This window comes from Alteromonas sp. S167 (assembly GCF_036864375.1).
Taxonomy (GTDB): Bacteria; Pseudomonadota; Gammaproteobacteria; order Enterobacterales; family Alteromonadaceae; genus Alteromonas.
This window is the reverse complement of record NZ_JAZETR010000014.1, coordinates 1-26,587: the sequence shown is the minus strand read 5'-3', so window position 1 is coordinate 26,587 and position 26,587 is coordinate 1. Positions and strand designations below refer to the sequence as shown.

Annotated in this window: 21 protein-coding genes; 14 read left to right on the top strand and 7 right to left on the bottom strand. The window is 44.7% G+C overall.

Annotated elements, in window-relative coordinates; genetic code table 11:
- Positions 1-83 precede the first annotated feature (83 nt).
- From V7R35_RS17140 to V7R35_RS17125, 4 genes are all read right to left on the bottom strand, one after another.
- On the bottom strand, positions 84-1,295 hold the full coding sequence (locus V7R35_RS17140) for a NupC/NupG family nucleoside CNT transporter (RefSeq protein WP_334016093.1): 1,212 nt from the start codon (positions 1,293-1,295) through the stop codon (positions 84-86).
- A 12-nt stretch (positions 1,296-1,307) separates the two neighbouring features.
- Positions 1,308-1,931: a uridine kinase gene (gene udk, locus V7R35_RS17135; protein WP_334016128.1), complete on the bottom strand. Its 624-nt coding sequence runs from the start codon at positions 1,929-1,931 to the stop codon at positions 1,308-1,310.
- Positions 1,932-2,120: 189 nt separating this feature from the next.
- The gene (locus V7R35_RS17130; protein ID WP_334016092.1) at positions 2,121-3,077 is read right to left on the bottom strand and encodes a hypothetical protein; all 957 of its coding nucleotides are present in this window, start codon (positions 3,075-3,077) and stop codon (positions 2,121-2,123) included.
- Positions 3,077-3,970 (bottom strand): hypothetical protein, encoded by an 894-nt coding sequence (locus tag V7R35_RS17125; RefSeq protein ID WP_438823488.1) that lies wholly within the window; start codon positions 3,968-3,970, stop codon positions 3,077-3,079. Before V7R35_RS17125 ends, V7R35_RS17130 begins: the two co-directional genes overlap by 1 nt.
- 385 nt (positions 3,971-4,355) lie before the next feature.
- Here V7R35_RS17125 and V7R35_RS17120 point away from each other — a divergent pair, with 385 nt between their 5' ends.
- Positions 4,356-7,526 carry a TonB-dependent receptor gene (locus tag V7R35_RS17120; RefSeq protein ID WP_334016089.1) on the top strand — a complete coding sequence of 1,057 codons (3,171 nt, stop codon included), beginning with the start codon at positions 4,356-4,358 and terminating at the stop codon, positions 7,524-7,526.
- A gap of 214 nt (positions 7,527-7,740) precedes the next feature.
- A complete protein-coding gene (locus V7R35_RS17115) occupies positions 7,741-8,424 on the top strand; it encodes a type 1 glutamine amidotransferase domain-containing protein (RefSeq protein WP_334016088.1) in 684 nt (227 codons plus the stop codon).
- A gap of 117 nt (positions 8,425-8,541) precedes the next feature.
- Here V7R35_RS17115 and argR read toward each other — a convergent pair whose 3' ends face one another.
- Positions 8,542-9,006, bottom strand: a complete 465-nt coding sequence (argR, locus tag V7R35_RS17110) for a transcriptional regulator ArgR (protein WP_159627740.1) — start codon at positions 9,004-9,006, stop codon at positions 8,542-8,544.
- Positions 9,007-9,242: 236 nt separating this feature from the next.
- Here argR and mdh point away from each other — a divergent pair, with 236 nt between their 5' ends.
- Positions 9,243-10,181, top strand: a complete 939-nt coding sequence (gene mdh, locus V7R35_RS17105; protein WP_334016087.1) for a malate dehydrogenase — start codon at positions 9,243-9,245, stop codon at positions 10,179-10,181.
- Positions 10,182-10,463: 282 nt separating this feature from the next.
- Here mdh and V7R35_RS17100 read toward each other — a convergent pair whose 3' ends face one another.
- Positions 10,464-11,270, bottom strand: coding sequence for a hypothetical protein (locus tag V7R35_RS17100; RefSeq protein ID WP_334016086.1), 807 nt, complete (start codon positions 11,268-11,270; stop codon positions 10,464-10,466).
- Between the two features lie 340 nt (positions 11,271-11,610).
- Here V7R35_RS17100 and katG point away from each other — a divergent pair, with 340 nt between their 5' ends.
- A complete protein-coding gene (gene katG, locus V7R35_RS17095) occupies positions 11,611-13,800 on the top strand; it encodes a catalase/peroxidase HPI (protein WP_334016085.1) in 2,190 nt (729 codons plus the stop codon).
- Between the two features lie 88 nt (positions 13,801-13,888).
- Here katG and ppc read toward each other — a convergent pair whose 3' ends face one another.
- Positions 13,889-16,510 carry a phosphoenolpyruvate carboxylase gene (gene ppc / locus V7R35_RS17090; RefSeq protein WP_334016084.1) on the bottom strand — a complete coding sequence of 874 codons (2,622 nt, stop codon included), beginning with the start codon at positions 16,508-16,510 and terminating at the stop codon, positions 13,889-13,891.
- A gap of 233 nt (positions 16,511-16,743) precedes the next feature.
- Here ppc and V7R35_RS17085 point away from each other — a divergent pair, with 233 nt between their 5' ends.
- From V7R35_RS17085 to nqrM, 10 genes are all read left to right on the top strand, one after another.
- Positions 16,744-17,364 carry an FKBP-type peptidyl-prolyl cis-trans isomerase gene (locus V7R35_RS17085; protein WP_334016083.1) on the top strand — a complete coding sequence of 207 codons (621 nt, stop codon included), beginning with the start codon at positions 16,744-16,746 and terminating at the stop codon, positions 17,362-17,364.
- A gap of 221 nt (positions 17,365-17,585) precedes the next feature.
- On the top strand, positions 17,586-18,764 hold the full coding sequence (fabV, locus tag V7R35_RS17080; protein WP_334016082.1) for an enoyl-ACP reductase FabV: 1,179 nt from the start codon (positions 17,586-17,588) through the stop codon (positions 18,762-18,764).
- 481 nt (positions 18,765-19,245) lie between these two features.
- The gene (locus V7R35_RS17075) at positions 19,246-20,586 is read left to right on the top strand and encodes a Na(+)-translocating NADH-quinone reductase subunit A (RefSeq protein ID WP_334016080.1); all 1,341 of its coding nucleotides are present in this window, start codon (positions 19,246-19,248) and stop codon (positions 20,584-20,586) included.
- A 3-nt stretch (positions 20,587-20,589) separates the two neighbouring features.
- Positions 20,590-21,792 (top strand): NADH:ubiquinone reductase (Na(+)-transporting) subunit B, encoded by a 1,203-nt coding sequence (locus V7R35_RS17070; protein ID WP_334016078.1) that lies wholly within the window; start codon positions 20,590-20,592, stop codon positions 21,790-21,792.
- The gene (locus V7R35_RS17065; RefSeq protein ID WP_334016077.1) at positions 21,782-22,546 is read left to right on the top strand and encodes a Na(+)-translocating NADH-quinone reductase subunit C; all 765 of its coding nucleotides are present in this window, start codon (positions 21,782-21,784) and stop codon (positions 22,544-22,546) included. Before V7R35_RS17070 ends, V7R35_RS17065 begins: the two co-directional genes overlap by 11 nt.
- A 10-nt stretch (positions 22,547-22,556) precedes the next feature.
- Positions 22,557-23,189 (top strand): NADH:ubiquinone reductase (Na(+)-transporting) subunit D, encoded by a 633-nt coding sequence (locus V7R35_RS17060; protein ID WP_334016076.1) that lies wholly within the window; start codon positions 22,557-22,559, stop codon positions 23,187-23,189.
- A gap of 3 nt (positions 23,190-23,192) precedes the next feature.
- Positions 23,193-23,801, top strand: coding sequence for an NADH:ubiquinone reductase (Na(+)-transporting) subunit E (gene nqrE / locus V7R35_RS17055; RefSeq protein WP_015068138.1), 609 nt, complete (start codon positions 23,193-23,195; stop codon positions 23,799-23,801).
- A gap of 20 nt (positions 23,802-23,821) precedes the next feature.
- A complete protein-coding gene (nqrF, locus tag V7R35_RS17050) occupies positions 23,822-25,054 on the top strand; it encodes an NADH:ubiquinone reductase (Na(+)-transporting) subunit F (RefSeq protein WP_334016075.1) in 1,233 nt (410 codons plus the stop codon).
- 113 nt (positions 25,055-25,167) lie between these two features.
- Complete coding sequence (locus tag V7R35_RS17045; protein ID WP_334016074.1) at positions 25,168-26,208, top strand: FAD:protein FMN transferase; 1,041 nt, start codon at positions 25,168-25,170, stop codon at positions 26,206-26,208.
- A gap of 9 nt (positions 26,209-26,217) precedes the next feature.
- Complete coding sequence (gene nqrM, locus V7R35_RS17040) at positions 26,218-26,451, top strand: (Na+)-NQR maturation NqrM (RefSeq protein WP_159627761.1); 234 nt, start codon at positions 26,218-26,220, stop codon at positions 26,449-26,451.
- Positions 26,452-26,587 lie beyond the last annotated feature (136 nt).

Sequence of the window (26,587 nt, the reverse complement as noted above, 5' to 3'; positions counted from 1 at the left end):
CACGTCGAATTTGCGCGTAATTTACAGAAAGCTGACCAATTAGTCCAGTAAAAGCTGGACCAATTGGTCCGTTTAAATAAATTTTAACCGAGAGAGAGGTAAAAGCCCGCTAGCGCGGCACTCATTAAGTTAGATAACGTTGCAGCAATAACAGCTTTTAATCCCAGTCGCGCAATCTCTTTTCTGCGTGTAGGTGCTAAAGCACCAATTCCACCCATCAAAATTGCGATAGAAGAGAAGTTTGCAAAACCACAAAGTGCAAAGGTGATAATGGCCTGAGATGCTTCAGATAGCTGTGATTGGTTTTCTAGGAAGTTAAGGTAAGCAACGAATTCGTTTACCACCATCTTCTGTCCAATAAAGCTACCTGCAAGTTGCGCTTCCTCCCATGGTACGCCGATTGCCCATGCGAGAGGCTGAAGCACATAACCCAGGATCCCTTCAAACGTTACGTTTTCATAGCCAAATAACGCAGCTGTCCAGCCAACAAGGCCGTTAAACATCGCTATCAGTGCTATGAAAGCAAGAAGCATGGCGCCTACGTTTAACGCAAGCTGCATGCCTGACGCTGCGCCGCTGGCGGCAGCATCAAATACATTGGCGTAGCCGCTGTCCTCAGCGTCTACTTCATGTAAGTTTTCGTTAGGTGTACTGGTCTCTGGCATTATGATTTTTGCCATTAATAAGCCACCTGGTGCCGCCATGAAACTGGCAGCGAGTAAGTATTTAAGTTCAACGCCCATGCCGGCATAACCCGCCATAACAGAGCCTGCAATAGAGGCCAAACCACCTACCATAATGGCGAAAAGCTCAGAGCTAGTCATGTGAGGAATGAAAGGGCGAACTACTAGCGGCGCTTCAGTTTGGCCTACAAAAATATTGGCCGCTGACGACATCGACTCTGGTCGACTTGTGCCAAGCGCTTTTTGTAGAAAGCCGCCAATAAACTTAATAATCACGCCCATCACTTTTAAGTGATAAAGCACCGCAATTAGGGCTGAGAAGAAAACAATTACGGGTAGTACGTTGAAAGCGAAAATAAACGCAATAGATTTATCGCCAATAGGACCAAACAAGAAGTTTATGCCTTCTTGGCTGTAGGCAATAATATTCGCTACAAATTGCGTTGCAGCAAGCAACACTTCTTTTCCTGGTTCTGAATAAAGGACGAAAGCACCCACTAATGCTTGGATAGCGAAAGCGCCACCCACCGTACGCCAATTAATACTGCGCTTCGCAGAAGATAGTGAGAAGGCAATAGCCAACAGGAGCGCGATGCCCAATAAACTAACCATAAATGAATTCCCTTACAGAAGCGCTTGCTGAATGTGTGATTTAATCACATCTAGTGCTATTTGGTTTTTACCACCTTGCGTTACCACTACGTCGGCGGTAAAGCGGCTTGGTTCGATAAATTGGTGGTACATGGGCTTTACCGTTTCTTCGTACTGTTTAGCTACAGATTCAATGGTACGTCCGCGCTCTTTTAGGTCACGCATCATTCGGCGCATTAAGCAAATATCCAATGGCGTATCAATGAAGATTTTTACATCGTAAAGCGGCAGCAAATCGGTGCGTGCCAACAACATAATACCTTCTAGAATAATGACAGGAGCAGGGTTTAAGCGTTCTGTTTCTGGAAGGCGAGTGTGTGTTTTATAGCAGTAATGCGGATAATCTATTGGCTGGCCATCTCTAAGGGCCTGCAAATGTGCTTTCAACAACTCGTGCTCAAAGGCATTAGGGTGGTCGTAATTGTTTTTTTCACGTTGCTCCATGGGTAAGTGGTCTTGCGCGCGATAATAATGATCTTCACGCAGCACCTGTACAGGACGACCCTGAGCGCTAAAGCCGTTGAATAAATTTTTTGTAAAAAGAGACTTCCCAGAGCCAGAAGCTCCAGAAATGGCAATAATTAATGGCGATTGCATAGTACTATAAAGCTGGTTTTGTTGCTGCAAAGATACGCGCATAGCGCTCGCGAATCAATGTTATATTCACAAGTAATCTGATTTTGGATCGGTCTTTGCTAGAACTTTATTGTATTTTCAAGGCATTGCAGGCGGTTTGTATTCCTAGCAAAAATATCCTCAAAAGTTCTCCAAGTGGTCAGTTTTTAACTAATTGCCAATAATTTCTATATCCTCAATAGTGATATGAGGCAATGCGTAAGAATGTTGCTTCGAGCGTGAGCCTTCTCCCTGTGCTCTCGGGGGGTAATAAGTTTCTTTCTCATCGTTAAATGAACAAAATACTTCATCCAGCGCTGCGCGTATCTCGCTAAGCGTTTTATCCAAGTTTGCATTAAAGTCTGGGCGCTTTCTCTTTGTATGGCCTAGCTCTATTAAACGCCCAAAACATTTATTGGCTAATGCCATGAGTTCTGAAGGCACATCTTTGTGGGGCGGTAACGATTCGTTAGGGTGAGCAATACAGTACCTAACTAAGGCGGTATAGAAGCATAATGGTTTGTTTTGCAGTGTAACCACTTTGTCGTTTACGCCATTAGAAATGGTTTTTTCTTGAAGATTGATAATAAGTTTTGGAGTAGGAGGTAATATTTCTTCTATTACTTGTTTTCGTAACTTACGTTGATTGGTGACCGCAAAAAATGGCGTTACTGCCAGCGCTACTATTAATGCTATCCAACTAAACGTGAAAAAGCTTTCAGCGGCTTTACTGCGCATTTCGACAGTAATGGTTTGTTCTGCATTTGATAGTTTAGATGTTACTACAACTGGGTAATCGCTTAGTTGGTCAGGACTTAAAAATATACCTTGAATATTGCTAACCAATATTGGGTAGCCCTGTTCTTTAAGGCTTGTATTTAGGCGGTTTAAGTAACGATAAATTGCAAATTGGTTTACGGGCGTCTTAAGTGTTTCGTTACCTACATCTAAAAAAGCGCTGTCTAGGCTAATTCTTCGCTCTACCTTATCTAGTGCATTATGTATTGACGATTTGTGGCTTAGGTATTGCGCAAATAATGCTGTTGCTTGGAACGTTGTTATGAGCACCACCGCTGTCAGAGCAATAACGATAGGAGATTTAAAGAGCACTTTTTTCGGCGTTTGCACTACTCACACCCTTCTTCTAGTTTTATTGTTTTGTAGTAGGGTCTTGGATGCGCCATAGCAATGTCGTGAACAACAGACTGCATGGCGCAGAACAGATCTGTATTTTGCGTTTGCATTTTCAAATACCACTGCATCCCGCTTACGCTTTGCTGCAAAGGAGTGGCATAGTTGCGGGAAAATCGTTTGTTATCGTCTTGTGCCCAGTAAGATGAGATTATATCGACATCACCTGCCAATAATGCCTTACGAAGCTCTTGATGAGAGCTGTAGTACACAACGCTTATATTGTTATCACTCAATCCTAAGCCTTGCATAATCGTTTTTGGAACAATGTGGCCAGAACGGCTGCTTGGGTAATCTAGAAGTCCAACGCGCTTACCTAATAAATATTCCTTGGTTAAAAGTGGTTTTTCTCGCAGCGCAATGAAAAACGCATTGTAATCTGGGTGCGAAGCAATTTTGGATAGGCCGTATATCTGGTCTGCACCAAACGCGTCAACCACGTTTTTCTTAACCAAAGCAAGGTCTACTACACCGTGGTTTATATAACGAAAGGTGTCGTAATCGCTTTGGCCAATAATAACCTTAACTTCGCCATATTGGCGCTTGATGATGTCATTGCTGCATAACTTCTCGTTTGCCATTTGGGCAATGCGCCCGTCGGTTACATAAACAGAAAAAACGTCACTGTTGCCGCGTAACGATGTTTTGCAGCTCAAATATTGACCAGTTTTTGGTGTGATGTCACTATGGTGTTTGGAATTTAGGTAATAGTTTGCGGCACCGCATGCTAGCAATGCAATGACAAAAATTATCCACTTTCCGGTAGCAACAATTCTGAAATTCGTCAAAAAAACGACCAAATGAATTAACGATTTATGTAGGGATTTCATCAGTTAAGCTTATTTATTGCAATAGGTAAATTTATTTAAAATAGGTAAGCTGCTGTTATTCAATGTTTTTTTATGGGTAAACCTGATTTTTATTAAACGCTGGTTATTAGTGTTTTATATGCCAAGAATAGTTGCAGTTATCCGCTACGACTTGATGATAATAATAACAAGTAAATTAACCTGACCGTTTGGTCAAGTATTTTTTATCAAAGTCTTATGCCATGGGCGGTTAATGTTAAATAAAAATGTAAAATTGTAATAATTTTGACATGAAGCTTTACGACAATTCTTCATGTTCTAAAATTATTGAAAGTTATGGAAGGGAACAACCTGCCCATTTCGTAACTTAAAAAAAGATATTCAAACAAAAAAGGGAAACACACACATGAACTTCAAAGCAAAGCTTAGCAAAGTAGCTGTTGCAGTTACTTTAGCAGCTGGTCTTGCTAGTCCGGTTATGGCACAAGAAACGTCATCAGGTGTTCGCGGTATTATCGTGAACGATGCTGGCGCAATTGTAGAAGGTGCGGTTATTACTGTAACCGACACTCGTACTGGTCAGTCTCGTACCTACACTTCAGAAAGCAATGGTGCGTTCAGCGCACGTGGTCTTCGCGTTGGTGGTCCTTACACAATCAGTGTTACTGATGACGAAGGCACACGTACTGTTAAAGACGTATTCCTTACACTAGGTGAAACATCTAATGTAGAGATTGCTCTTCAACCCGCTGACGTAGAACGCATTGTAGTAAGCGGTTACGCATCAGGCGTAATGACTGAAGCAACTGGCCCAGGTGCGTCTTTCGGTTTTGAGCAGCTGCAAACACAGCCAAACATTGACCGTGACATAAAAGACGTTATCGCAATCGACCCTCGTATTTCGATTGACCCAACAAACTCGGGTGCTATTGGCTGTGCGGGTGTGAACAACCGTTTCAATAGTTTAACGGTTGATGGTGTTAAGCAAAACGATAACTTCGGTTTGAATGCAAACGGTTATCCTACAGAGCGTCTTCCTTTCCCATTCGACGCAATTGATCAAGTAGCTGTAGAATTAGCGCCATTTGACGTTCAGTACGGTGGTTTCACTGGTTGTAACATCAACGCCGTTACGCGTTCTGGTACTAACGAAGTGCACGGTAGCGTTTTCTTCGACTACACCAACGATTCTATGCAGGGTGACGAAGTAGACAGCAACGAGTTTGTAGTGCCTGCTTTCAACGAGCGACGCTACGGCGGTACTATTGGTTTCCCAATTCTTAAAGACAAGTTGTTCTTCTTTGGTGCATTCGAAAAGCATGAGCCAATTGATGTAATCGAGTTCGGTCCAGAAGGCGCGCCGGTACTTAACGAAATTAGTGGTCTTACACCTGAACTACTAAACCGTGTTTCTAACATTGCTAGAGATGTATACGGTTATCAAGTAGGTGATGTGCTTAGCGCGCTAGACCTTGAAGAAGAAAAAGTACTAGCGAAAATCGATTGGGAAATTAACAACGATCACCGTGCACAGTTTACTTACCAGAACACGGAAGGTTTCACACTTTCAACCTCTGGTCTTGGAAACGACAGCTTCGCTTTCTCAGACCGCTACTATCAGCGAGCTAACGAGCTAACGACATACGGCTTACAGATTTTCTCTGACTGGAACTCTAAGCTTTCTACTCAGTTCCGTGTAAACCGCGCAGAAGTAGTAAATGGTCAAACGCCAGGCTCTTCACAGCCTGATTTTGGCGACGTTACTATCTTTGACGTAGCGCCAGGTGTTGACGTAAGTCTTGGTGTAGACCGCTTCCGTCAAGCTAACCAGCTGAACTACGATACAGACAACTATGTATTCATCGCTAACTACTTTGAAGGCGACCACGAATTTACTGCTGGTATCGAGTACGAAAACGTTTCTGTATTCAATCTATTTGTTCCAGGTAGCCAGGGTATCTTTGAATTCGACTCTTTAGAAGACTTCGAGAACCAGCAAGCTAGCCGTATTGAATACAACATTCCTCCATCATTGGATGCAAATGACGGTGCTGCTGAATTTGAATTCCGTACCTTCACTGCTTACTTCCAAGACCGTTGGATGGTTAATGCAGACCTAACGCTTACACTTGGTCTACGCTACGATAGCTACAGCTCAGACCGCGACCCACTAGAGAACAGCCGTTTTGAACAACGCTATGGCTTCTCTAACGCGCAAGGTCCTGATTTCGACCTTATCCAACCACGTCTAGGCTTTAACTACATCTACGATGACGAAACATTCATCTACGGTGGTGTAGGTCTATTCTCTGGTGGTAACCCAAACGTTTGGTTGTCTAACAACTACTCAAACAACGGTATTTCAATCCGTGGTTCCGAGTTTGAAGGTGATTCAACAGACCCACGTGTATTGGCTGCCCTTGACGGCACAAACACACCTAACTTCGGCTTCGAACTACCAGCACTTTCAACTGACCCAGAGTTCTTCGTAGGTGGTGACGGTGCAGTTAACGCGCTAGACCCAGACTTTGAAGTGCCAGCACTTTGGAAATACAACGTTGGTATTCAGCACGAAGTTGGCGATGGACTTCTTCTTACTGCAGACGTAATTTACACGCGTGAAAAAGATCCTGCGATGAGCATCCCGCTTAACATCCGCAGTGTTGGCACAGCACCTGATGGTCGCCCGGTTTACCAAGATTTCGACGCACTAGATGCAGACTGCCAAGCAGATCCTTCAAGCTCTAATTGCGGTCGTTCTGGTACAGATTATCTGTTAACCAACAACCCTGATGAAGGTAGTGGTTGGGTTTACACGTTCACTGCACAGAAAGAGTTCGAAAATGGTCTAAATGCGACGTTTGGTTACTCGCACCAAGACATCGAGCAAGGTAGCCCAATGAACAGCTCTACAGCAAGTTCAAACTACGGTAACCTTTCTGTAACTGACCTACAGAGCCCTGAAGTTGCTACTAGTAACTATCAAATCGAGCACCGCTTTACCCTTAACTTGAGCTATACGCACGAGTTCTTCGACGGTTATGCGACACGCTTTAACCTATTCGCTACTCGCCGTAGCGGTCAGGTATTCAGCTACACGTTCGACGGTGACCCAGGCTTCGGTGATGAGCGTTTCTTCGAAGATCGTAACCTTCTTTACGTGCCTCTAGAGAATGACCCGCTAGTAAACTACGGCCCAGGTTTCAACCTAGATGCGTTTAACGCATTTATTGCAGATGCTGGTCTAGAAGGCTCTCGCGGTACTATCGTTGATAGAAATGCGCAAGATTCTGATTGGGTATCACGCGTAGACCTACGTATCGGTCAAGAAATTCCTGGTTTCATGGAAGGTCACTCAGGTGAAATCTTCTTCGCAATTCGTAACCTAGGTAACTTATTGAACGACCAGTGGGGCGTACTACGTCAAGTACCTTTCGAGTATAACGAGCCTGTTGTAGACGCTACGTTTGCAGACGGTCAGTATACTTTTACAAACTTTGATGGACCTCGCGGCCAGCGCATCGATACTGAAGCGTCTGCATGGTCTGCACGTGTGGGTATTAACTACCGCTTCTAATAGCGTTAGCTAACTACTCAGACTACAAGTTGTAGTGTTAGGTGCCACTTTCCTTAACAGGGGGTGGCACTTTTTTATGCCCAAAACAAAGTGTCTATGCCTATTTCGTTGGGCTCCTTTCAATATCAATTGATCTTTCTCTGCCTCTCTTGCGAACCAATTCACTCATCATTTTCTATTTCAATTTTATTTTGATGCAATGCAAGGAGGACATATGACAAAGCGTATGCTTATGGTAATGACGTCTCACGACGTTATGGGCGATACAGGCAACAAAACGGGTATGTGGCTTGAAGAATTTGCTGCACCGTATTACGCATTTAAAGATAAGGGATATACCATTACGCTTGCCTCACCTATGGGAGGGCAGGTGCCTATCGACCCGAACAGTTTGGCCGACGACGCCATGACTGAGAATGCAATTCGTTACACAAAGGATGAACTAGCAAGAAGTGCAATGGCGGCTACTATTCCATTAGAAGACGTACGTGCAGAAGAGTTCGATGCTGTATTCTACCCAGGAGGTCACGGGCCGCTTTGGGATCTGTCAGACAACGCGCATTCTATTAAGTTAATAGAAGAGATGATAGCGGCTAGCAAGCCTGTGTGCGCAGTTTGCCATGCCCCCATCGTGCTTAAAGATGTGAAAGCGCCAAACGGTGAGTATTTAGTGAAAGGGAAAGCAGTAACCGGCTTTTCCAACAGCGAAGAAGCGGCAATGGAACTTACCGATGTTGTACCCTATTTGGTAGAAGACGAGCTTGAAAAGAGCGGCGGTAAGTTTGAAAAGGCAGACGATTTTACAGTAAAGGTGTGTTCAGACGGTTTATTAGTGACAGGTCAGAACCCACCGTCTTCGCGACCTGCAGCAGATGCGTTAATAGCGCTGCTGTCATAAGATAAACGTTAAAATCTATTGGTTATAGCCAAAAACAAAAAAAGTCGTGTTTCGAATTAACACGGCTTTTTTGCATTGATTTCATATTACTCGAAATGAAAACGAAAGCTTCTGTTTCTACACGTTTTCAAATAAGTCTTCTACGCGCTGACGAAGCTCTTCAATGTTTGATACATCGGCAGGGGCAATAAAAATAGTATCGTCGCCTGCAATAGTACCCAATACACCGTCTTTTTTACTTAACGAGTCGAGTAGGCGTGCAATAAGCTGCGCCGCGCCAGGGCTTGTGCGTATTATTACCATTACATTGTTATGCACAATATCAAGCACAAGCTGTTTAAGGGGGCTTTTGGCAGTGGGCATACCTAATTCAGGTGGTAAGCAGTAAACCATGTCGCCGCGGGCATTACGCGTTCGAACTGCACCAAACTTGCTTAGCATACGTGAAATTTTTGACTGGCTGATATTGTCGAAACCTTGTGCTTTTAAAGCATCAACAATTTCGCCTTGTGAACCATAACTTTCAGCTTTAAGTATTTCTTTGAAAGCTTTAATGAGTTGCTCTTGTTTTGCGTTAGCCATTAGCGCTCTTTCTATTCTGTCGGTCGTCGGTAGGGATTATATTTTATATCTCTATATTGTGCCCCACAGGTGGACTTTGCGCAATTTGTTTGCATAATCACATATGATAATGAATATCGCATAAAAATCGCCATAAATAACGTTAATAAGACGATCCGGTGATTGAGTTTTCCCCCGCGTTGCATTAGTGTGACGTTCCGTTTAAATACGTGAAGTAATCCCATAGGAGAAATGGTATGAAAGTAGCCGTGTTAGGTGCTGCCGGTGGTATTGGTCAGGCGCTGTCTTTGTTGTTGAAAACACAATTGCCAGCAGGTTCAGATTTAGCGCTTTACGACGTTGCGCCAGTTGTTCCTGGTGTTGCCGTTGATTTGAGCCACATCCCAACTGCGGTAAAAGTAACCGGTCACGGTAAAGATGACCTTGCTGATGCACTTACTGGAGCAGACGTAGTTCTTATTCCAGCAGGTATGCCTCGTAAGCCAGGTATGGATCGTTCTGATCTATTCAACATCAACGCCGGCATTGTTAAAAACCTAATTGAAGGTGTAGCTGATAACTGCCCGAATGCGTGTGTTGGTATCATCACTAACCCTGTAAACACAACAGTTGCTATTGCAGCTGAAACGCTAAAAGCAAAAGGCGTTTACGACAAGAACAAGCTTTTCGGTGTAACTACGCTTGACGTAATCCGCGCTGAAACATTCGTTGCTGAACTTAAAGGTGTAGACGTATCTTCTATGCACGTTCCGGTAATCGGTGGTCACTCTGGTACAACTATCCTTCCTCTTCTTTCACAAGTTGAAGGCGTAGAGTTCTCAGACGAAGAAGTAGCTAGCCTTACTACTCGTATCCAAAACGCGGGTACTGAAGTTGTTGAAGCGAAAGCGGGCGGCGGCTCTGCAACTCTTTCAATGGGTCAAGCTGCAGCACGTTTCTGCCTATCTCTAGTTGCAGCAATGCAAGGCGAGAACGTTGTTGAGTACACTTACGTACAAACTGACGACAGCGACGACGCAGCATTCTTCGCACACCCAGTTCGCCTAGGCGCAAACGGTGTTGAAGAAATCTTGCCATACGGCGAGCTAAGCGCATTCGAAGAAAAAGCGAAAAACGACATGCTTGAAGGCCTTCGTGGCGACATCAAGCTAGGCGTTGACTTCGTAAACGGCTAATAGTGCTTAAAGCGGATGCATTAGCATCCGCCAGAAAAGGCTGGATACGTAAGGCCTACACAGACACGCCGAGATTCCATCCATGGAGGCTTGGCTGCAGCATCCCTGCTGCAGACAGTCTGTTACGTCCTTACGTATCCAGCCTTTTTTGTTGCGTCTTCGTAGGCTTCGCCACGGCATCCATGGCACAGGAGAGCCTACCTATCACAGCTCCAAGAACTCAAAACACTCCAATTCTACTTATTTAATAACAGCTATTTATGAGTAAGCTGTTTAAATAAGTTACTGCACTTGGGGTGGCTCTATGCGATGAAGCGTTATGGTGCCCATAGCTACAGGGTAGCCTTTGTGAATTGCGTAGGTGTAGCCAGAAATCATGTTGTCTGTTTGCACAAAAAGCATAATTTTTGATGCAAATGTTTTGTGTGTGGCTTCAATTTCTATCATTCTGCCATCAATGCTTATATTGTCAGCAGGAAAGCTTGATTGCACTTCATTGAAGGTTTTGCTGCCTTTTCTATAAACCCGTAATGAACCTTGCTCGTTTTCATTTAACTGTAGTAATGCTAATTCAGGTCTGTTTAAATACCGCATTACGCCCATCCAAGTGCCAAAGGGGCGTTCTGTTGAGTTTTGCTCAGAATCAACAATTAGCTGCCTCCGTTCTTCGAGGAACTTTCTGGGCGTTGATTTCGCTTCTTGTTTTATCAGTTGATACGTATAAGACACATAATTCTCTTCACCTTTATAGCTAGACTCAAGTGCTTGTAAATCGGCATCTAAATAGGGAGATAGTGTAATCGTGCGGGTTACATCGTTCTCAATAATTGTTTTGATAGTGCATCTGTTTTCGATGCAAGTAATGTCGTCATTCGTGAATGGTGTGCGACGCACGCTCTTTAAACCACCTAGAATGGCTATTTCAAAAAAACTGTGCTCGCCACTTTCATCTAATTGAAGCAATCGAAACGTAAGGTCATCTTCACTTATACCTTCCCACAAACCGCTGGGTAGTTTCATTGTGTTAGCAATACCGCGCCCACTAAGTGAAAGCAGTGCAACGAAGAGTATTAACAGGTATATACGCATGTTTAGTCCTTTAATGCAGAGGGAGGAAAATTGTGTTGCCTATCATATGCGCATTTCATTGAGTCGCATAGTAATTCATTGTTTTCTAGTCACTTTCATTAGTGTTATTTGAAACAACAAAGATGTGTTTTGAACTTTATGAAGCGCAACGTTTTGCTTCTCTTTTTGTATAACGCCGTAGAGGCTTCTCTCATGGCAAAGAATTCGTTTTTGGCTATGCTTTAATAACGTTGATTCGGCAGAAAAAGTTGCTGCTATCGCGTGTTTCAAAAGGTCAAATCTACAGCTTACTACCGTGTTAGTTGTCTAACGCAAACGAACAAGTCATTAAGGGTATAAAATGAGTAATACAAAGTTTGGTGATGTAAATGACTCGGCAAAGAAATGCCCGGTAATGCATGGTGGTTTAACTGCTACTGGGACGACAGTAATGGACTGGTGGCCTGAAGCCTTAAACTTAGACATTCTCCATCAGCATGATACGAAGACTAACCCAATGGAGGATAGCTTCGATTACCGTGAAGAAGTAAAGAAACTTGACTTCCAAGCACTCAAAAACGACCTCACCGATTTTATGACCAATTCTCAACCTTGGTGGCCTGCTGATTGGGGGCACTATGGTGGCCTGATGATTCGAATGTCATGGCATGCTGCAGGCACGTATAGAATAGCCGATGGGCGAGGTGGTGCATCTACAGGTAATTTGCGCTTTGCACCGCTTAACTCTTGGCCTGATAACGTTAACTTAGATAAAGCGCGACGCCTGCTATGGCCAATTAAAAAGAAATATGGCAACAAGTTAAGTTGGGCTGATTTATTCGTTCTTGCCGGAACTATTGCTTATGAAAGCATGGGCCTGAAAACCTTTGGTTTTTCATTCGGGCGGGAGGATATATGGCACCCCGAGAGAGATGTTTATTGGGGAGCTGAGAAAGCGTGGCTAGCGCCTAGCGATGAACGCTACGAAGATGTTGAAAGCCCTGAAACCATGGAAAACCCCTTAGCGGCGGTGCAAATGGGGCTTATTTATGTAAACCCTGAAGGAGTTAACGGAAAGTCAGATCCTCTTAAAACGGCCGCACACGTGCGTGAAACGTTTGCTCGTATGGCAATGAATGACGAAGAAACAGTGGCTTTGGCGGCAGGTGGTCACACCGTGGGAAAATGTCATGGTAACGGTAGTGCAGAAGCATTGGGCCCGGCTCCTGAAGCTGCCAGTATTGAGGAAGCCGGCCTTGGTTGGATGAATCATGAGAGACGCAGTATTGGTCGCGATACTGTATCTAGCGGCATTGAGGGGGCATGGACAACCAATCCTACACAATGGGACAACGGATATTTCCACTTATTACTTAATTACGATTGGGAACTGAAAAAGTCTCCAGCAGGCGCTGAGCAATGGGAGCCCATTAATATCAAAGAAGAAGATAAGCCTGTTGATGTTGAAGATTCATCGAAACGTTATAACTCTATAATGACCGACGCCGACATGGCGATGAAAATGGATCCTGAATATAGAAAAATTTCTGAAAAGTTTTACAACGATCACGCATACTTTAGCGAAGTATTCGCCCGCGCTTGGTTTAAACTTACTCACCGTGATTTGGGACCTAAGGTTCGCTACATAGGTCCTGACGTACCAGAAGAAACGTTAATTTGGCAAGACCCGGTTCCTGAAGGCAGCATGTCTTATGACATCGATGCTCTAAAATCAAAAATCTCAGATTCTGGGCTTTCAATTGGCGATATGGTGGCAACAGCATGGGATAGCGCACGCACTTTCAGAGGCTCTGATTTACGTGGCGGCGCTAATGGTGCACGTATTCGGTTAGCCCCGCAAAAAGATTGGGAAGGTAATGAGCCTGAGCGACTTAATAAAGTACTAGCAGTGCTTATTCCTCTTGCTGATGAGGCGGGTGCGAGCCTTGCCGATACCATTGTTTTAGCCGGTAACGTAGGTATAGAAAAAGGTATTGCAGCGGCAGGCTTTAACGTAGCTGTTCCTTTCTCGCCAGGACGTGGCGATGCTACTGATGACATGACCGATGCTGAATCGTTTGAACCATTAGAGCCAATTGCGGACGGTTACAGAAACTATCTTCAAAAAGATTACGCGGTTAAACCGGAAGAGCTAATGCTTGATAAAACCCAGTTACTTGGGCTAACAGCGAAAGAAATGACGGCACTAATAGGTGGCATGCGTATGCTTGGCACTAACTATGGTGGAAGCAAGCATGGTGTATTCACCAAAAACGTGGGGGCGTTAACCACGGATTTCTTCGAAATCCTCACTGATATGAATTACACGTGGAAGCCTACTGGGAAAAATAGCTACGCTATTGTAGACAGAGCATCAGGTGATGAAGTGTTTAGTGCTACGCGTTTTGACCTTGTGTTTGGCTCTAATTCTATTTTGCGAGCATATGCTGAGTTTTACGCCCAAGATGACAGCAAAGAGAAGTTTGTTAAGGACTTTGTTGCAGCTTGGACTAAGGTGATGAATGCAGACCGCTTCGATCTTTCTTGTTAGTGTCTAACGTTCATCAATGGTGTAAGTAATTGCTTACGCAAATAAAAAGCCCGCTTGGGAAGCGGGCTTTTGTACGCTTTTATGGTGATTAACCTGTATTACGCATACCAATAGCAATACCAGCGATGGTCACCATCATGGCACGTTCTAGGCTAGTGTTATGCGACTCGTCACCTGCTTTACGTATACGATCTAAAAGCTCAATTTGAAGATAATGCAGAGGCTGTAAGTAGCCTGCACGGATCTCCATTGACTCTTTACCCTGCGGATCGTTTTTCATGATGTCGTCATCACCAGTAATGGCGAGTAATGACGAAATGCTCTCTTTAAGCTCAGTACGCAGCGCTTCACCAAAGTGCTTAAGCTCGCTTGGCACTAGGCGCTCATCGTACGCCTCGCTAATGCGTGGGTCGGCTTTGTGGAACACCATGTCTAGCATAGATAGACGTGAACGATAGAATGGCCATTCGCTGAACATCTCGTTAACCACTTTTTCGTTCTCAGGTGTTTTCACACTATCAATGGCGCGCATTACACCTAACCAGCTTGGAAGAACCAAACGTGTTTGCGCCCAAGCGAATATCCATGGAATAGCACGTAAGCTTTCGATACCACCTTGTGGTTTACGCTTTGCAGGACGGCTACCAAGCGGCAGCTTACCTAGCTCTTGCTCTGGCGTAGCAACGCGGAAGTAAGGCACAAATTCTTCGTCGTGACGCACAGTTGCGCGATAGTTGTCACGACCTTGCGCGGCCATTGCGGTAATTAGCTCGCGCCACTCTTCTTTTGGAGCCGGTGGCGGGAACAGCATCGCTTCAATAATAGCGCTGGCGTAAATACCTAAGCTACGCTTGGCTAGCGTTGGCATACCAAACTTATAGCGAATGGTTTCACCCTGTTCGGTTACGCGGAAGCCACCTTCAAGTGAGCCTGGAGGCTGTGAGTAAATAGCGGCGTGCGCTGGTAAACCACCGCGACCAATTGTACCACCACGACCGTGGAATAACGTAAGGCTAATATCAAACTCATCGGCAATCGCTACAAGGGCTTCTTGTGATTGATACTGCGCCCAGCCTGCCGCTAGCGCACCTGCATCTTTCGCAGAATCTGAGTAACCAATCATTACAAACTGGCGACCCTTCACGTATCCGCGATACCAGTCAATCGATAGAAGTTTGCGCATTACATCTGGCGAGTTATTCAAATCGTCCAGCGTTTCAAATAGTGGGGCAACTGGCATTGGCCAATCTACACCACTTTCTTGAAGTAGAAGCTGAACCGCCATTACATCTGATGGCTCGCTTGCCATAGAGATAATGTATATACCAAAACCGTGTTTGCTGTGCTTTGCAATAACCTTACAGGTATCTAATACTTCTTTTACTTCATCAGACGCATCCCATTGTGCTGGGAATAGAGGGCGCTTTGAACCGAGTTCACGTAGTAAGAACGCTTGCTTGTCTGCTTCGCTCCACTGTGCGTAGTCGCCTAAGCCAAGGTAGCGAGTAAGTTCACTGAATACGTCAGCGTGGCGCTCTGAATCTTGACGAACGTCAAGGCGAAGTAAGTGCACACCAAAAACGCGAGCACGGCGAATGGTGTCTAGTAACAAACCGTTAGCCACTACCTGCATGCCGCAATCTAACAGTGACTGGTAGCAAAGCATTAGAGGTTCTATAAGTTCTTCGTCGTAGTTTACCCAGTTAGACGTATCTGGGTTCTTGCCGGCAAGATAATCGCTAATGCCGTCGCGAGTAGCAACAAAACGATCTACCAACGGGCGAAGTAGGGCACGGTACGGTTCGTTAGCATCGCCAACTTGCTCACGCAGTGCATCGTTACAGTCGTACATAGACAGCTCTACTTGTAAGCGGTCTAAATCTAGAGCGAATAACTTAGCGGCGCGTTTTCTTGCAAGCAGCAATACTTGCTCTGTCACTTTTGAAGTAACAAACGGGTTGCCGTCGCGGTCACCCCCCATCCAAGAGCTAAATTGTACAGGTGACGCATCTAACGGAAGAGATACTTGATAGTCTTCATTTAAGCGGTCATCTAATTCGCGCATAAAGTCAGGTACTGCTTCCCACAGCGAGTTTTCAATAACCGAGAAACCCCAACGAGCTTCATCAACAGGGGTAGGGCGAACAGAGCGAATTTCTTCTGTATGCCAAGCCTGCGCAATTAAATCGGCAATACGCGTTTCAATTTTCTTGCGCTCAACGTCGCTTAGCGATTCTTGATGAACCGCTTGTAAGCAGTTCGCTAGCTCTTTGTGCTTGTGAATTAATGTACGACGAGTAACTTCCGTTGGGTGCGCGGTCAGTACTAGGTCAATGTTAAGCTTAGCAACGGCTTCCTGTACTTTATCGGCGGTAAGTTCTGCCTTATCTAGGTGTTTGAACAGCGCATCAATAGAGGCATCAACATTCATTGCAGCATTGTATTCTTGCTCGGCAATGTTACCCAAATTCAAAAACTGTGCGAATGCACGACCAACGGTTAACAGGTCGCTATCAGACATGTTTTTGAAAGTTTCTTTCAGTTCTTCGCTACAAGCAGCGTCGCCCTGATAAGAAGCGCGGCCGTCTTTTCGTATCATTTCAATGCGGTCAAGCCACTCTTGACCCAACTGATTTTTGATAGTTTCACCAAGGGTTTTTCCTAGGTATCGAACGGTGTCTTTTAGTTCAGCATCGTAGTGTGTTTGCATGCTATCCTCCTAAATATATGGTCTTAACCATACTGTGTCCTTCACAACTTGTCTAACCACTTTCGGTTATAATTTACAACATTTTGATACTTTTACACCCCAGTCACCATTGCTCAAAGCAAGATAATTTCTGGTGTGGTACACTCTTGCACCGGAAAATGCAGAAACATTCTCGTGATATACGATTTGTTTGAAATTTGTACTGCATTTGTAATTTAATTTCAGGAGTTATCGTGACTGATACATTCAATACAGTAGAAACCCAAGCAAGTTACGGCATTGGTTATCAAATGGGTCAACAATTGCAATCAAATCCTTTCGATGGTCTATCTATCGATGCAGTTGTTGCAGGCCTAAAAGACGCGTTTGCAAATTCAGCGCCTCAGGTTGATAACGACACATTGCGTGATGCGTTTGGTGAAATTCACAACCGAATGCAGGCTGCTAAAGAAGAAGCAAGCAAAGCAGTGATTGAAGAGGGCACGAAGTACCTTGAAGAAAATGCAAAGCGTGAAGAAGTAACGGTAACTGAGTCTGGTCTTCAGTACGAAGTTATTGCAGAAGGCGACGGTGAAACTCCAGTTGCAGCAAGCACTGTTCGTGTTCACTATCACGGTACGCTAATTAACGGCACAACGTTTGATAGCTCTTACGAGCGCGGTCAGCCAGCTGAATTCCCAGTTGGTGGCGTTATTAAAGGTTGGACTGAAGCTCTACAGCTTATGAAAGTAGGTGCTAAATACCGTCTACACATTCCACACGACCTTGCGTACGGTGAGCAAGGTGCTGGTGCGGCAATTGCGCCATACAGCACGCTTGTATTTGATGTTGAGCTACTAGACATCTTAGGCTAGTACGCCTTGAAGGAGTGCGGCTTGCACTCCTTCTACTCTTCACTTTCCCTTATATCATTTGCGAACCATATTCTTCGTCCGCATTTCTCCAAGCCTCTGTATTTCAATCAAATAGCTGTTAAATGCATCTGCATTCGGTATGCTAGCTATCATCTGCTCCGAGTTGTTATCGAGCACTTCGGCATTACAATAGCGCCACGCAAAAATAAGGAAAATGATTTATGGTTATTAAGCCTAAAGTGAGAGGCTTCATTTGCACAAATGCACACCCAGTAGGCTGTGCTAAAGCGGTAGAAGAGCAAGTGGCGTACGTTCAGTCAAAAGGTGACTTAGGCGAAGGCCCCAAAAATGTTTTAGTTATTGGCTGTTCAACAGGTTACGGTCTAGCATCACGTATTACCTCCGCTTTCGGTTACGGTGCGAAAACGCTTGGCGTTTGTTTTGAAAAAGCACCGACAGAGCGTAAAACGGGCACTGCGGGCTGGTACAACACCGCTGCGTTTCACACTCAGACAAAAGCCAAAGGTTTGTATGCAGAAACCATCAACGGTGATGCCTTTTCTGACGAGATAAAAGCAGACGTTATCGAAAAAATTAAAGCCGATATTGGTAAAGTAGATTTAGTTATTTACAGTCTTGCATCACCACGCAGAACCGATCCTGAAACAGGCGTTACGTACAAATCTACACTAAAACCAGTAGGTCAGGCATATACCACCAAAACATATGACACTGATAAAGATAAAGTGCATGAAGTGTCACTTGAGCCAGCTAACGACGATGAAATCTTGAATACTATCAAGGTTATGGGCGGCGAAGATTGGGAGCGTTGGATGGACTTCCTTCGTGAAGCAGATGTGCTGGCTGAAGGCTGTAAAACCACTGCTTATACCTACATTGGTAAAGAATTGACATGGCCAATATACGGTCAGGCTACCATCGGAAAAGCGAAAGAAGATTTAGATCGCGCAGCAGCCGCGATTATCGGTAAAAACAGTGATTTGCTTGTTCAAGCGAACGTAAGTTCGCTTAAAGCATTGGTAACACAAGCAAGTTCCGCTATTCCTGTAATGCCATTGTATATTTCTTTAATTTACAAAGTAATGAAGGAAGAAGGTACGCACGAAGGGTGTATTGAACAAATATATGGCTTGTTTACTGAGTGCTTATTTGGAAATACGCCTACGCTTGATGAAGCTAATCGTTATCGCATGGATGGCAAAGAAACCAACGATGCCACACAAGCTAAAATAAAAGCCATTTGGGACGATGTTACTCAAGAAAACTTCCATGATGTGAGTGACTACAAAGGCTATCATCACGAGTTTCTAAAACTGTTTGGTTTTGACATAGAAGGCGTAGATTACGACGCAGATGTTGACCCTTTGGTTAATTGGTAAAACAACGCTAATTATTAAGCAAAAATAACCCAAGCCGTCTGAATTGACGGCTTTTTTGTTTGTAACGTGTACTAAAATGTAAACAGTGCGACTAAAGGTTTACATTAAATTGTAGAAAAATTTGGCTTTATCTTGAATTTGCGTGGCACAAACCCATGGGTTAATGCTAAAATCCCGAAATTAAGTAGGGGGCTTTTCTACCCCTGCCAAAACAGCAGTGGCGATTGCAGCTACACTAAAATAAAAATAAGTGTAAATTTCTGCTGGTGGTCTATAACGAAAGGGCGACAGGTAAACGTCCGCGAACGGAATTATGCATTACGGCTTCATAACAGGCTGACCGTGGCAAAAGCAGCAAGTTCCAACAATCAATAACAAAAAAGGTGTTTAACACCTGTTAATAGTGCGTTTTTGCATGCTGACAGGCAGGTTTTCTGCGGTCATGCAAAAGTGTATTTCTATTAGAGTAGTGCAATTACATATGATAAAAATCAAGAAAGGTCTCGACCTCCCAATAGAGGGAGCGCCAAAGCAGGAGATTGCTGATGCATCTGCTGCAACGCGCGTTGCCATTCTGGGAGAAGAATATGTGGGTATGCGTCCTACCATGCACGTCCAAGTTGGCGATGTAGTGAAGAAAGGTCAGGTTCTTTTTGAAGACAAAAAGAACCCTGGCGTTAAATTCACTGCTCCAGCAGCGGGTGAAGTGGTAGAGGTTAACCGTGGTGCAAAACGTGTTCTTCAGTCTGTAGTTATCAAAGTGAACGGCGACGATGCTGTAACTTTCGATACTATTGCAGCTGATCAGATCGCGAGTGCTTCACGCGAGCAACTTCAATCAATCCTAGTAGAGTCAGGCATGTGGACAGCGATTCGTACGCGTCCATTCAGCAAGTCTCCTAAGCTAGATTCAACGCCTAGTTCAATTTTCGTCACAGCAATGGATACCAATCCACTTGCAGCAGACCCTGCTGTAATAATTGCTGAGCGCCAAGAAGACTTCGCAAACGGTCTTAAAGCCCTTGCGCAATTGAGCGGCGGCAAGACTTACGTTTGTAAGGCGCCTGGTTCATCTGTAGCGACAGGTGATGCAGCGGTTGATGTTGAAGAGTTTGGCGGTCCACACCCTGCGGGCCTACCAGGTACTCATATTCATTATCTAGATTCTGCTGGCATGAACAAAACGGTTTGGCATGTAAACTACCAAGACGTTATGGCTATCGGTGCATTGCTAACAACAGGACAGCTAGATAACCGTCGCGTTATCTCACTAGCGGGCCCTGCGGCAACCAACCCACGTCTAGTTCGCACAGTAATTGGTGCAGACCTAACTGAGCTAACTGCTAACGAGCAGGTAGACGGTGAAGTACGCGTTATTTCAGGTTCAGTACTTAACGGTACAACTGCAATGGGCGTTCACGGTTTCTTAGGTCGTTTCCACACGCAAGTTTCACTATTAAAAGAAGGTCGCGAGAAAAAGCTGTTTGGCTGGATTACTCCAGGTTCAGACAAGCACTCAGTGACTCGTGCTTACCTAGGTCACCTAGGAGGCAGCAAGACATTTGATATGACAACAACTACCAATGGTTCTGAACGTTCTATGGTTCCAATTGGTAATTACGAACGCGTTATGCCCCTAGATATCATTCCTACGCTTCTGCTTAGGGACCTGATTTCTGGTGATACTGACGGTGCTCAGACATTGGGTTGCTTAGAATTGGACGAAGAAGATTTGGCATTGTGTACTTATGTGTGCCCTGGCAAATACAACTATGCTCCTATCTTACGCGACTGTTTGACCACGATAGAGAAAGAGGGTTAAGTCATGGGTTTAAAAGCGTATTTAGAAAAAATCGAACCAAACTTCGAGCCAGGTGGTAAGCATGAAAAGTGGTATGCGCTTTACGAAGCTGCGGCTACCATTTTTTACACGCCAGGCAAAGTAAACAAAGCTAACACGCACGTTCGTGACAGCATTGACCTTAAGCGCATCATGATCATGGTATGGATGGCAACATTCCCAGCTATGTTCTTCGGTATGTACAACATCGGCCTACAAGCGCAAGACGCGATTGCAATGGGCGCAGGTACACTACCTGATACGTGGCAAGCAGGCCTTTACGCTGCATTTGGCGGCGACTTGGCAAATGCGGGCACACTAGGCTTATTCTTCTATGGTGCATGTTTCTGGCTACCAATCTACGCTACAACGTTTGTTGTGGGTGGTTTCTGGGAAGTTCTTTTCGCTTCTGTGCGCAAGCACGAAGTAAACGAAGGCTTCTTCGTAACGTCAGTACTTTTCGCACTTACTCTCCCGGCCACTATTCCACTTTGGCAAGTAGCACTAGGTATTACCTTCGGTGTTGTTATTGCTAAAGAAGTATTTGGTGGTACAGGTCGTAACTTCCTTAACCCAGCACTATCTGGTCGTGCTTTCCTTTACTTTGCATATCCTGCACAAATTTCAGGTGACCAAGTATGGGTAGCTGCAGACGGATACTCTGGTGCAACGTCTTTAAGCCAAGCGGCTTCTGGTAACCTAGACTACGCGAACATGGACCAGTGGATGAACAGCTTCATTGGTACTATTTCAGGTTCAGCGGGTGAGGTTTCTACACTGGCTATTATTCTTGGTGGCTTGTTCATCATGTATATGCGTATAGCAAGCTGGCGTATTGTTGCTGGTGTGGCAATTGGTGTGGCGTTCTTTGCATCGCTACTTAACCTAATTGGCAGCGACACGAACCCTATGTTCGCAATGCCTGCTCATTGGCACTTTGTTGTTGGTGGTCTTGCTTTTGGTATGTTCTTTATGGCGACAGACCCAGTATCTGCGTCGTTCACAAACCAAGGTAAGTGGGCTTACGGTATCTTCATTGGCTTTATGACGGTACTAATCCGCGTCCTTAACCCAGCCTTCCCTGAAGGTGTAATGCTAGCAATTCTATTTGCTAACTTGTGGGCGCCACTGTTCGACTATTTTGTCGCACAAAGCAATATCAAGCGGAGGGTAGCACGTGTCGGCTAAGAAAGAATCATTAGGCAAAACGGTAGGTATTGTAGTTGCCGTATGTTTAGTTTGTTCAATTGTTGTATCTGGCGCGGCTGTTGGCCTTCGCTCATTACAAGAAACAAACGCGGCTCTTGATAAGAAGAGCAACATCCTAACTGCTGCTGGCCTATACGAAGTAGGCATGAGCAACAACGCAATCGAAAGCACATACAGCGAGCGAGTAGAGCAGCGTTTCGTAGACCTAGACAACGGCGCTTTTGTTGAAGCGCCAAGCGAAGACTACGATATGTATAAAGCAGCGAAAGTGACTGAGACTAGTTCTAAAGTTGAAGGTAGCAACGTTGGTTTCCAGCGTCGCCCTGACGTAGCAAGCGTTTACTTAGTTCGCAACGATGCAGGTGATGTATCTCGTATCATTCTTCCTGTTCACGGCAGCGGTCTTTGGGACCTTATGTACGGTTTCTTAGCGCTAGATGCAGACGGCCAAACGGTTCGTGAGCTTATCTACTATCAGCAAAAAGAAACTCCAGGACTTGGTGGTGAAGTGCAAAACCCTGCATGGCAGGCGAAGTGGGACGGCAAAGAGCTTTACGAGAATGGCGAAGTTGCTATTCGCGTAGTGAAAAATGCTAACCCTAGCAATCCTCACACTATTGATGCGCTTTCAGGTGCAACCCTAACCAGCAACGGTGTTGAAAACACAGTGCGTTACTGGGTAGGCGAGCAAGGCTTCGGCCAGTTCCTGAAGAAGCAAGCATGGCGTTCATAAGGGAAGTCTCATGGCAGATACTAAAGAAATGAAAAAGGCCCTCTTTGGGCCGATTATGGACAACAACCCGATCGCCCTTCAGGTTCTAGGGATTTGTTCAGCACTTGCTATTACTACCAAGCTAGAAACAGCATTGGTTATGTCGCTTGCGCTTACTAGCGTTGTAGCGTTCTCAAACTTGTTTATTTCACTAATTCGCAACCAGATCCCATCTAGCGTTCGAATTATTATCCAAATGACCATCATTGCATCGTTGGTAATCGTTGTTGACCAAATACTAAAAGCATACTCGTATGAAATATCGAAGCAGCTGTCGGTATTCGTTGGTCTAATTATTACCAACTGCATCGTAATGGGTCGTGCAGAAGCCTATGCCATGAAGAGCCCACCTCTTATGAGCTTCCTTGATGGTATTGGTAACGGTTTAGGCTACTCTTTCATCCTAGTTGTAATTGGTACAATTAAAGAGCTATTTGGTTTCGGTACCATTCTTGGTTTCGAAATCCTTCCACTGGTGCAAAACGGTGGTTGGTATCAGGGTAACGGTTTGTTAATCCTACCATTCAGTTCATTCTTCTTAATCGGCGGCATGATTTGGGTTATTCGTACCCTTCGCCCTGAGCAAGTAGAGCCTAAGGAGTAAGTCATGGAACATTATTTGTCGTTATTTGTTCGCTCAATCTTCGTTGAGAACATGGCGTTATCACTTTTCTTAGGTATGTGTACGTTCCTAGCGGTATCTAAGAAAGTTAAAACTGCTATGGGTCTTGGTGTAGCCGTTATCGTAGTACTTGGTATTTCTGTACCGGTTAACCAAATTATTTATGTAAATATCCTTGCGCCGGGCGCACTAGCTTGGGCAGGTTTCCCTGAAGCTGACTTAAGTTTCCTTAACTTCCTAACGTTTATCGGTGTAATCGCGGCACTGGTTCAGATCCTAGAGATGAGCTTAGACAAGTTCTTCCCAGCGTTATATAACGCATTAGGTATCTTCCTTCCGCTAATTACAGTTAACTGTGCAATCTTCGGTGGTGTGGCATTCGCGGTTCAGCGTGAATACAACCTGACCGAAAGTGTTGTTTACGGCGTAGGAAGTGGTATCGGTTGGGCGATCGCAATCGTGTTGCTTGCAGCAGTTCGCGAAAAGCTTAAGTATGCCGATATGCCAGATGGTGTTCGTGGTCTTGGTTCAGTATTCATGATTGCGGGTCTAATGGCACTTGGCTTCCAGTCTTTCACTGGTATTCAGCTGTAATTAAGCTCGGGAGCAACTAAATGAATAATATTGAGATTTATCTAGGCGTCGGCATGTTTATTGCCATCGTTCTAGCGTTGGTATTTATAATCATGTTTGCCAAGTCTAAGTTGGTACCGACAGGTGATGTAACAATCACCATCAATGGTGACCCAGACAAAGCAATTAAAACAGCACCGGGTGGCAAGCTACTTGGTGCACTTGCAGACGCAGGTTTCTTCGTATCATCTGCATGTGGTGGCGGTGGCTCATGTGGTCAGTGTCGTGTAGACGTACATTCTGGTGGTGGTGAAATTCTACCTACAGAGCTTGACCACATCACTAAAGGCGAAGCACGCGAAGGTTGTCGTCTTTCATGTCAGGTTGCCGTTAAGCAAGACATGGAAATCGAACTTGAAGAGTCTGTATTTGGTGTTAAGAAGTGGGATTGTGAAGTTATCTCTAACGATAACAAAGCAACGTTCATCAAAGAACTTAAGCTTAAAATTCCAAATGGCGAAAGCGTTCCATTCCGTGCGGGTGGTTACATTCAAATTGAAGCGCCTGCACACCACGTTAAGTACAAAGAGTTCGATATTCCTGAAGAATATCGTGGCGACTGGGAGCGTTTCGGCTTCTTCGACATCGAGTCAAAAGTAGACGAAGAAACAATTCGTGCATACTCAATGGCGAACTACCCAGAAGAAGAAGGCATTATTATGCTGAACGTGCGTATTGCTACGCCGCCGCCTAACAACCTAAGCCTACCTGCAGGTAAGATGTCTTCGTACATCTGGAGCCTGAAAGAAGGTGATAAAGCGACTATCTCTGGTCCATTCGGTGAATTCTTCGCGAAAGACACTGATGCAGAAATGGTATTCGTTGGTGGTGGTGCTGGTATGGCGCCAATGCGTTCACACATTTTCGACCAACTTCGTCGCTTGAAGTCTGACCGTAAGATCAGCTTCTGGTACGGTGCTCGTTCACTTCGTGAAATGTTCTACACAGAAGATTTCGATGAGCTAGCGGCTGAGAATGATAACTTCCAGTGGCACGTAGCACTTTCAGATCCTCAACCAGAAGACAACTGGGAAGGTTACACAGGGTTTATCCACCAAGTACTTCTAGAGAACTACTTGAAAGACCACCCGGCACCAGAAGATTGTGAGTTCTACATGTGTGGGCCACCTATGATGAACGCGGCCGTAATCAACATGCTAAAAGATTTAGGTGTTGAGGACGAAAACATCATGCTAGATGACTTCGGTGGTTAATCTACGCAGTTAATTATTAAAAAAGGGGCGTAAGCCCCTTTTTTGTACGAGTTTGCTAGCGCTGTATTTTTGTGGGGCTAACGATTCGTTCCAATTACACAAAGGATAATGTTGTGGTTCGATTTGCAATTCGAATTTTTCTTGCGTTTGTGGCTATAGGCATACTTGTTTTAGCCAGCTGTAGCGACAAGCAGCGCCCTGTAGTGCATCTGCAAGGGCAAACAATGGGTACAACCTATAACGTGAAGTATTTGTTGGCTGAAAACGAGCAAGAGGCGATAGACGCCGAAAAGCTTCAGCAGCAAATAGATGCCAGATTGGTTGAAGTTAACAAAATGATGTCAACGTACGACCCAACATCAGAACTTTCGCGCTTTAACCAATATCGTTACACCGACAACTTTGCAGTATCGCCTGATACATTGTTTGTGGTTAACGAAGCGCTTCGTCTAGCGAAGTTAAGTGGGGGTGTATTAGACGTTACAGTTGGCCCGTTAGTTAACCTATGGGGTTTTGGGCCTACAAAACGCCCTGAAAAAGTACCGACTGAAAGCGACATTAATGAAATACGCGAATATGTAGGGTATAGCAAGCTTACCACTACACCAACAGGCCTTAAAAAGTCGCACCCTATGTTGTATGTAGACTTATCGACTATAGCGAAAGGGTTTGGCGTAGATGAAGTGGCTGAAATCTTGGAGCAACGAGGTATTCAAGACTATCTTGTTGAGATTGGCGGTGAAATGCGCGTGCGCGGCGAGCGTGGTGATGGTAGCGAGTGGTTAATTGCTATTGAAAAACCAGTTACAACAGAGCGAACTGTACAAAAGGTAGTGTCGATTGGCGAAAACGCAGTGGCTACCTCGGGTGATTATAGAAACTATTATGAAGAAAATGGCGTTCGCTATTCTCATTTAATAGACCCAACAACCGGGTCACCTATATCGCATAACTTGGTGTCGGTAACGGTTATTCATCCTTCGTCTATGACAGCAGATGGTCTTGCAACGGCATTTAACGTGATGGGTTGGGAACAAGCTATAGCAGTAGCCGAACAAGAAAAGCTTATGGTATTTCTAATTCGTCGCACCGCAGACGGTTTTGATGAGTATGCGTCGCCAGAATTTGATAAACTGGTAACAGTTCATAATTAGGGGGTAGCAATGTCTACATTCATTCTTGCATTTGGTTTCTTCCTTGCCATGGTATTGGCAATGGCGGTGGGTTACCTAGTACAAAAGAAATCTATCTCTGGTAGCTGCGGTGGTTTAGGTGCGCTAGGCATCGAGAAAGCCTGTGATTGCCCTGAGCCTTGCGACCGTAAGAAGATGCGCATGGAAAAAGAAGAAGCGCGTCAGAAAAAGCTAAACGAATGGAAGCAAAATCAAATTCTATAACGTTATCTGCCACGTAAGTTATTTATCTAAAGCGCTGTTCGATGTAATCAACGGCGCTTTTTTGTTTTGTCATGCCCCACTTATTCTGTGTATATAAACCGATTTCAAGTAAGTCAGCAGCAGCTGCTTTTGAAAC

Coding starts and splice junctions, on each gene's coding strand:
- V7R35_RS17060 (WP_334016076.1), top strand. CDS start 22,557: ATGGCAGATACTAAAGAAATGAAAAAGGCCCTCTTTGGGCCGATTATG.
- nqrM (WP_159627761.1), top strand. CDS start 26,218: ATGTCTACATTCATTCTTGCATTTGGTTTCTTCCTTGCCATGGTATTG.
- nqrE (WP_015068138.1), top strand. CDS start 23,193: ATGGAACATTATTTGTCGTTATTTGTTCGCTCAATCTTCGTTGAGAAC.
- udk (WP_334016128.1), bottom strand. CDS start 1,931: ATGCAATCGCCATTAATTATTGCCATTTCTGGAGCTTCTGGCTCTGGG.
- nqrF (WP_334016075.1), top strand. CDS start 23,822: ATGAATAATATTGAGATTTATCTAGGCGTCGGCATGTTTATTGCCATC.
- mdh (WP_334016087.1), top strand. CDS start 9,243: ATGAAAGTAGCCGTGTTAGGTGCTGCCGGTGGTATTGGTCAGGCGCTG.
- ppc (WP_334016084.1), bottom strand. CDS start 16,510: ATGCAAACACACTACGATGCTGAACTAAAAGACACCGTTCGATACCTA.
- fabV (WP_334016082.1), top strand. CDS start 17,586: ATGGTTATTAAGCCTAAAGTGAGAGGCTTCATTTGCACAAATGCACAC.
- V7R35_RS17125 (WP_438823488.1), bottom strand. CDS start 3,970: ATGAAATCCCTACATAAATCGTTAATTCATTTGGTCGTTTTTTTGACG.
- V7R35_RS17075 (WP_334016080.1), top strand. CDS start 19,246: ATGATAAAAATCAAGAAAGGTCTCGACCTCCCAATAGAGGGAGCGCCA.
- V7R35_RS17140 (WP_334016093.1), bottom strand. CDS start 1,295: ATGGTTAGTTTATTGGGCATCGCGCTCCTGTTGGCTATTGCCTTCTCA.
- V7R35_RS17115 (WP_334016088.1), top strand. CDS start 7,741: ATGACAAAGCGTATGCTTATGGTAATGACGTCTCACGACGTTATGGGC.
- V7R35_RS17070 (WP_334016078.1), top strand. CDS start 20,590: ATGGGTTTAAAAGCGTATTTAGAAAAAATCGAACCAAACTTCGAGCCA.
- V7R35_RS17100 (WP_334016086.1), bottom strand. CDS start 11,270: ATGCGTATATACCTGTTAATACTCTTCGTTGCACTGCTTTCACTTAGT.
- V7R35_RS17120 (WP_334016089.1), top strand. CDS start 4,356: ATGAACTTCAAAGCAAAGCTTAGCAAAGTAGCTGTTGCAGTTACTTTA.
- katG (WP_334016085.1), top strand. CDS start 11,611: ATGAGTAATACAAAGTTTGGTGATGTAAATGACTCGGCAAAGAAATGC.
- argR (WP_159627740.1), bottom strand. CDS start 9,006: ATGGCTAACGCAAAACAAGAGCAACTCATTAAAGCTTTCAAAGAAATA.